Below are 8154 nucleotides of genomic sequence, written 5' to 3' on the forward strand. Positions count from 1 at the left end.
GTAAAAAAGGAACCCTTTGTAGAAATTGAATTTATAGACGGCAACAAAAAGTATAGCGGCTTAAACTCAAAAATTGAATCGGCTAAATTATTCTACAGAAATTGACGTCTGTCCGATAGCAATATCATTGCAGGTATTCATTTCTTAACGAGATATTAAAGCGCATTTCGGGTGCTTTATGTTAACGTAAACACGCGAAAAGGCTTTACATTTTAAAGTTTCTTAAAGACAGTTTTTGGAATGAACAATTAAAGCTTCCATGAACGCAAGAGTTGATTCTGAATTTTGTTGCTATTTGAGTACATGCACCCAGCCCTTGTATACTTTACGCGAACCGCACGATGAATCATAAGAGAGTAGCCAGAAGTATACACCAGAACTCGTGTCGGCAGCATTCCAGGGAGCGCTTCCGTTTTGTCCTGCCCAGATTTCTTCTCCGTAGCGGTTAAACACACTGATATGATACCGGTCTATGCCTTCGACATAGATTTCGAAGTTATCATTCTTTTCATCGCCGTTGGGAGTAAAAACGTTTGGAACAAATACGCTATCACCAGGAATCTTCCAGGCTACCATGTCCATGCTTTCGAACATGCAACCATGGCTTTCAATTTGTAATCTAAATTTACCCGACTTCTGGATTATTTCTGAAAACGCCCCTGTGCTTTCCCGCATTACCTCCTCGGTGTTATTTATATACTGCTTCCAAATATAGCGTGCACCTGGAATTGATTCTGCCGATAGAACTACCGACTGGCCGGTGCAAAATGAAACAGAATCAAATACAGGCAAAATTTTTGGCTGAAAGGGCGGTTGAATGAGGTCGTAAAAGGCGTCTGCAGAACATATTCCGTCTGTAACGTCAACTTTGTATAATCCATACGCTTGGGCAAAAAGCTCGTTACTATTACCATCTATATGAGTAATGTTATGAGCATCAGCACCATAAGACCAGGTATACTGAGCTTTTGGCAGGGCGGTTGCTGTAAGCTTGGCTTTTCCCTGGTAACAAATAGATTTGGGGTCGTCCGATTGAATCGACACATTAGGTGGAGATGACACACTGGCTTTCACTATGTCTTTATAATCGCAGCCTGGCAGTAGGCTTACGGTATACTGGAGTTCATACACGCCTGGTTTCACAGTCCTCGGATTGAATAATCCGGCAAGTGATATTCCTGGTCCCGACCAGGTTCCGGATGAATAATTGCCCATTAGCTGATATGGTTTATCTCTGGAACATACTGAAAAATCATCCCCTCCATTTGGAAAAATGTCACCTACCCAAACAACACCAGATGCAGCGGCACAGCCACCAGTAACCTCTACTTTATAATACCCTCGTTTGTCTGCTTCAATAACGGAAGTATCTGCACCCACGGCAATATAGGCGCCACCATTTTCGCTGTAAGACCAGGCGTAATCAAATTCGTCTTTCTGCGGCGTCACGAGTCTGACGGTACGCTTGCCACAAAAGTACAGACTGTCGCGACCGATGAGCTCCATGGGATCGGGAACCTTTGCTACTTTGATTATCAAAGTATTAAATGCACTGCATCCGTCTACTTTGTAACTGATTTTATGTTGCCCTGGACCTGCCAGCGAGGGATTAAAAATACCGTCTGATGGATTCGTAAAACCTGGACCTTCCCACACGCCACCCGAGGGTTTTGCAGTAAGCTGTACGGGTGGGCTGCCCTTTTCACAAAATACGCTTGGCAGTGGGTTGAGGAAGGGATACTCCGTATAAACATATACTGACCCTGCATCTACGCTGTTCTGATTGTCATCAGCAATAGCGCCGATCATTATATATCCCGATACGCCTTCTACAGACGACCCAAAATAGTCAGACAAGTCTGATCCGGACTCATCTCCCTGTATGGTAACATCGGGCAACTTATATTTCCAGCCGTCCGCTGGCTTTTGATAGAAGTAGGCTCTGCCAGGTCCTGGATTTTGCGATCCGTAGGTATGCCAATAGTTCTGCGGGGAGCCAACGATCGCATAACGATCTTCGATGTGTACAGATACGCCCATACATCCATAGGCCGGTTGATTGGGCACAGAAAGCTTTGCTTTTTCGTAGATCACATCGTTCCATCCATTCGCCGGTCTTTCGAAGATGTACGCTGCCCCTTTAAAATAATCCAGGGTGTTGAAAATGACGCCATCGAACCAACCCGGTGCGCCCACAATGACTACGGACCCGTCATCTGTCATGTCGATGCTTTCGCCAAAGGCAATGCCGGACAGGTACCCCGTGCTTCCATTGTCAGACGGAATCAACAAGCCGGATTCAGTTGCATCCTTCCACTTTGCCCCTGTCTTTTTATACATGAAAACATAACTTCCATCGAACATCCAGCCACGCGAGGCTCCTCCACTGGCTATCGCGATGACGCTGTCGCGGATACACAACGATGTGCCGAAATTATTGACATCGCTTCGGATTGAAGGATTGAGTGTTGCTTCAAGCACAGCATTGTCTCCGGTGAGATTGAACAGGAATACTGAGCCAGTGTTGGGGCGCGAGTTTTCCTGATAACGGGCAACCGCCAGATAGGGATAGGCGAGTTCAACCTCTACGCCAAAATAATCATCATCACTATCATAACTGACTTCCGAATAGTCCACTTTCCCTTCGCTGTGTATAATCTTATAGGATTCATGCATATTGGTCCAGCCAGAGGCCGGCTTTTTGAATATATACACGGCACCAAGATTAAAGTCTACTACCTTACCATCTTCATCCCGGTAGGCTTTTTCTGAAGAGCCTACGGCAATGTAATCACCACTGATTGATAAACTTCGACCGAAATTATCGTAAGGCTCGCCATCCGATTGTGTAAGTATGGCAATCTTGTTCCATTGGTAATTCTCCAGGTGATATACATATACAGCACCCGCGCCTGTTCTGTTTACATTATCGTAGGGTGACGCTACAATGGCAATGTCTCCGTCAATATCAACATCGTATCCAAAAAAGTAATCCGTGGCCGTTGTCGGCATATAGACAAGAGAATGAGACTCAGAATTGTCGCTTGTAGCCCAACCACTTGTGGGACGAATAAATTCATAGACCGCTGGCGCAGACGGTGCAATCGGCTTATCGCGATCAATAATTACCTGAGACGGTGCTGATACCAACACGTGACCGTTAACAGCGCAAAGACTCGAGCCGAATTGTTTTTGCAGATTAAAGTCTGTATTCTTTAATGTTCCTACCACACTGGTCAGAGTCCATTCATTGTCACTGCTTGGTGCAAATATTTCAACCTGTGGCCCTCCACTGTAGTAAAGGTAGGGCTCATCGAATCGCAGGATCTGGTTATATACCTGCGATGTTTCTGATTCGAGGTAAACATGTGTTTCGGTCATATCTGCCCACCCGGTAATGGGTTTTTGATATACTTCGACAGCCCTCATTTCGTCAGCTTCCTTCCAGATCATTTGGGTGACAAAGATGGTATTTCGCGATTCATCAATGCACAGTCCGCGACCAAGATAGGCTATCGTTTCTTTCCCCGAGCTTTCTGTGAGTCGTGCTATAGGGTAACTATCGGTCCACGCAGAGCCAGCACTTTTTTCAAAGACGTAGGTTGCTCCGATAGCGGTATATGTGGCACGTCCTTCTTCGTCAGCAACTACTACAGCCATATTTTCTCCAAGCGCTACGTTGCTGCCGAATGTGGATGTCATAGTATGCGGCGATTTGAAAGTGGCCACTTGTGCCCATGTATTTCCTTGTAGCTCAAAAAGAAATGCTGCTCCCACGTTCACGTTGTTCTCATTGATGGTATAGGGAGCGCCTACCAAGAGTTTATTCTTGAATATATCCATGGAAGCGGCAAAGTGGTAGGAGTATGGATGCACAGGAGTAAGCATAGAGGTTTCTGTCATGTCGTGCCATCCCGTGGAGGGTTTCTCGTAGATATACACTGCGCCCTTATTCCCACCTCCATTGTCCCTTCCGGGATCTGCCACGAAAATCCGATCGTTTTGTATTAGAACCTGGGCACCAAAATTTTGATACTTCCGGTGATCAGAAGCTGTGAGAGATGCAATCTTTTCCCAGTTGCCATTTTTAAATTCAAAAACGTAAACCGCACCCGATAGCGTCCTGAGAGTGTCGCTACGAGGCGCGCCTACAACCGCGATATTATCTTCGTAATCAACAGATTGTCCAAATGCCTCAGAAGTGTTGAATGCCTTGGTCGGTACTAATTTTTTTGGATTTGTCCAGCATTGTGAGAATGCTGCTAAGGAAAAAAAGACAAAAAGCGCGCAAAGAATGCAACGCATCAACGGCAGGATAGGTGACATAGTATATTAGCGTACGAACCCGCAAGATACAAAAATACAGAATAGAGAAGACAGCCAGTAGCCATAAAAGTAAAGGCAGTTAAATCAATTCACCCTCCCAACAATCCTTCCTCCTCCAACTCCTGCTTTACCCGGTTGTGTGTAGACCAGAATTTGTCTTCTACTTTTTTCATGATCTGCCGGAACTCTGGGTTGTTTCGAAGAGGCTCTACGGATGGTTCGTCAACAAGCAGCAGTACCCAATACTGAAAATTTTCCTGCTCGGAGAATGCGCGGAAGTGTGCCAGTGCTTTTGGTGTGTCGTTCTGGTATACATAGTACATCATGAGGAAAAGGTCTTTGTAGATAGACTCATCGGTGTCGGCAAAGTTTTTATAGCTGGTTACAAACGGTTTTGCTTTGTCTTTCATGCCCATTTTTTCCAGCACGATAGCAATCTTCAGGTCTTCGTTCTTGTATATATCGAGCTGGCGACTGTCGCGTATGCGATTGAACTTTTCCACATACTTGTACGATTCTTTATAGTCTTTCATCATATAGCACATACTGGCCAGTTGGTCGATCACATCGAGGCGTGTGGTGTCTTTCCTGAATTCTTCCTCCAGGCTGGCTTTGGCTTGGTTCATGTCATGATCTTTGGCATAGCGTATAAAGATCTGAATATAGCCGAACGGATTTTTAGGATTATATGCTAGTGACTTATCTATATACTTCATGGATTCATCAAAGAACCCGGTTTGCAACAGCGCGTTGCTCAACTGCAGGTATCGATAGCTCAAATTAATAGAGTCGGTTGAACCTTTATCGAAACCAATACCCATCAGCGCATACTTTATATACTTAGCCGTGTTGGGATTATAGATGTTATAGTATTCTGAAAGAAAATGAACTACTACGGCCGAACCGGGATTATACTCGAGCGCTTTCTCAAAATAGGGAGCCGCCTGCGAGTATTCATGTTTATGTTGATAGAATAATCCTTTTGCAATTAAACTCTCAGCAGCCTTAGGTTCCAGCAGCAGGGCCTTATCAGAATAGTTGCTGATCTTGTCTGTATATTGAGGGTTGCTTTGAAAAGCATCCAGGTAATAATAGGCTATCGTTGCTTCAGCATAAGCCAGTCCAAACTGCGGGTCGAGCGCAATGGCGTCATTGAAATATGCTTCGGCTTTTTTGAGACTCTCATGATCGCGGTAGCGAAACATGTTGCGTCCCTTCAGGTATAAATCGTATGCTTCCAGGTTTTCGGTGGGTCGCCTGGCGATGCGCTGTTGTTCATCGGGAGTAATAATTACCTGGATCTCTTCGGCAATATTTTGAGCAATCTCTTCCTGTAAGGTAAATATATCATTCACCTGTCGTTTATACTGCTTGCTCCACAGGTGTCGGTCGCTACGGCCATCGATCAATTGAATGTGCAGCAGTATCTCATCGCCTACCTTCTGGCCGCTTCCTTCAATAAAATAATTAGCATTCAGCTCCTGCGCCATCTCCGGAATCGACTTGGTAGTATTCCTGTATTTCTCTGCCGATGTACGGCTGATTACTTTGAGCTCGCGTATTTTCTGGAGGTTATTCAGTGTCGATTCCATCAACCCATTGATGAGGTATATATTGGCAGAATCGCTGCTTTCATTTTTAAACGGCAACACCGCGATCGATTTTTCAGCCGGCAGCACAGCACCTGCCCAAAATTTACTATAGATATACCAGCCTATACCACCAGCAACAATCAGGGCGGCTACACTTACCCAAAGTACATTCCGGTTTCGGCGGGAAGATGAAGCAGAAGGTCTAGTGATTGTCACTTCTGGTTGCTCCGGCTCTTTGGCATCATCGTGTCTGCCCACTTCTCCGGGCGGATAGCCATAATATTCGCGAAAGCATTTTATAAAATAAGAGGTGCTGTTAAACCCTACCTGGTGCGAAACTTCCGAGACATTCAGGGTTGAGGTACGCAACAACTCCATCCCTTTTTTTAATCGCACCTGGCTGATGAGCTGGCTCACCGACAGGTTGGTTTCTTTCTTTACCCTCCGCAGCAGGTTCGACCGGCTCATGTTCATCTGGTCGGCAAGCTCTGAAACACCAAACTGCTCATTCGCCAGGTTTTGCTCGATGAGGACTACCAACTGATTCACAAATTCATTCTCAACGAGGGGAGTTTCGGGCATTGTTAATTGCGTAATGTAGTAACTGATGTTTCTATTTGGGCTCTGACCAGCGTTCTGTTAAACCTCATTTAGAGCCGAATTTACCATTTTAATCCTAACTGATGCGTCATAATTTATACCCTTGCGTCATAGTTTATAGCATCATCCGCAAAGTTGACGGTTTTCTCCGCAAAGCTTATTAGCCCATCGCACCGGACAACGCGTTCTTTACGTCATCGAAAAACAACAAACTTTAAACCATTAAGAACTATGAAAAAGTCAGGCATTCCATTCGCAGCGTGCATCCATGCATTACTATTCGTTACGGCATTACTTCTTCTATCGTGCGGTAGCAAGGGGCAGTCGTCTGCCAAACAATCCACATCGGCCACGACCAAACCTGCCGCTCCGGCTGTCGATATACATACGGCCGTAGTTACCGGAAATGTAGAGGCGATTAAACAGCACATTGCCGCCGGTACCAACATCAACGAGAAAGATCCGTTTGGCGGGTCGAGTCCTCTCATCAGTGCAACTGTTTTTGGCAAATCGGATATCGCCAAAATATTGATCGATGCCGGTGCCGATCTGAATTTCAAAAATAATGACGGCTCTACCCCGCTTCATACCGCTGCATTTTTCTGCCATCCGGATATAGTAAAGATGCTGCTGGACAAAGGCGCCAACAAAACCATTAAGAACCGCTTTGGCGCGACTCCTTACGAAAGTGTAGCGGCACCCTTCAGCGAAGTAAAAGGTGCTTACGATATGATGGCGCAAATGCTCGGACCCATGGGATTGAAACTCGACTTTGCTTACATCGAACAAACCAGACCGGTGATTGCCAAAATGCTGAAGTAAAAAAATCAAACAATACTCACTATGAACAGAAGGTATGATATAGACTGGATCAGGGTAATAGCCATTGGTTTGTTATTACTCTATCACGTAGCGATTGGTTTTCAGCCGTGGGGAATGATGCTTGCCTTTATTTCAAATTCAAAACCATGGGTTGCTCTTTGGGCACCCATGGCGATGCTCAACATTTGGCGTATACCGTTACTGTTCTTTGTGTCGGGTATGGGTATTTGCTTTGCTATGCAGTCGCGAAACTGGAAGCAGCTTGTTGCCGAACGTGCACAGCGAATACTGCTTCCCTTTATAGTCGGCATTTTTCTGATCGTTCCTATACATGTATATCTCTGGCAAGCGTACTATCATTTCCCAGTTAGTTATGCCCCCAACCCGGGCCATCTGTGGTTTCTCGGAAATATATTTGTGTATGTATTACTCTTATCGCCTTTATTATTTTACCTGAAGCGTAATGAATCGGGTAAAATAGCGATGGGTATAAAGAAGCTCTTCCGTAATCCACTCGGATTATTGGTAGTGATTGGCGCATTTATAGGAGAAGCCCTCATCGTTAAACCTTTTCCGTACGAACTATACGCGATGACGTGGCATGGATTCTTTCTCGGTCTTCTCGCCTTCTTCTTCGGATTTTGTTTTGTATTCAGCGGCGAAGCATTCTGGAATATGTTGCTGCGATGGCGGTGGCTATTCCCGATCACCGCGACTATTCTTTTTATCATTCGGCTACTTCAACCTAACATGCAGGTGCCGCTATATCAACTGGTGGTGGAATCTGATCTGTGGATATTCGCGATGCTGGCCT

4 protein-coding genes are annotated in these 8154 nt (G+C 45.3%); 2 read left to right on the forward strand and 2 right to left on the reverse strand.

From position 1 onward, the window contains the following. Positions 1-291 precede the first annotated feature (291 nt). A complete protein-coding gene (locus V7Q33_RS21880; RefSeq protein ID WP_333821267.1) occupies positions 292-4326 on the reverse strand; it encodes a gliding motility-associated C-terminal domain-containing protein in 4035 nt (1344 codons plus the stop codon). An 89-nt stretch (positions 4327-4415) separates the two neighbouring features. Next, positions 4416-6500, reverse strand: coding sequence for a helix-turn-helix domain-containing protein (locus V7Q33_RS21885; RefSeq protein WP_333821268.1), 2085 nt, complete (start codon positions 6498-6500; stop codon positions 4416-4418). A gap of 249 nt (positions 6501-6749) precedes the next feature. Between V7Q33_RS21885 and V7Q33_RS21890 the strand changes: the two genes are divergently transcribed. Beyond that, positions 6750-7340, forward strand: coding sequence for an ankyrin repeat domain-containing protein (locus V7Q33_RS21890; RefSeq protein WP_333821269.1), 591 nt, complete (start codon positions 6750-6752; stop codon positions 7338-7340). Positions 7341-7361: 21 nt separating this feature from the next. Next, a partial coding sequence (locus V7Q33_RS21895) for an acyltransferase family protein (RefSeq protein WP_333821270.1) occupies positions 7362-8154 on the forward strand: 793 nt, incomplete at its 3' end.

The sequence above is a fragment of the Ohtaekwangia sp. genome (assembly GCF_036786105.1).
In the GTDB taxonomy this organism is placed as follows: Bacteria; Bacteroidota; Bacteroidia; order Cytophagales; family Cyclobacteriaceae; genus Ohtaekwangia.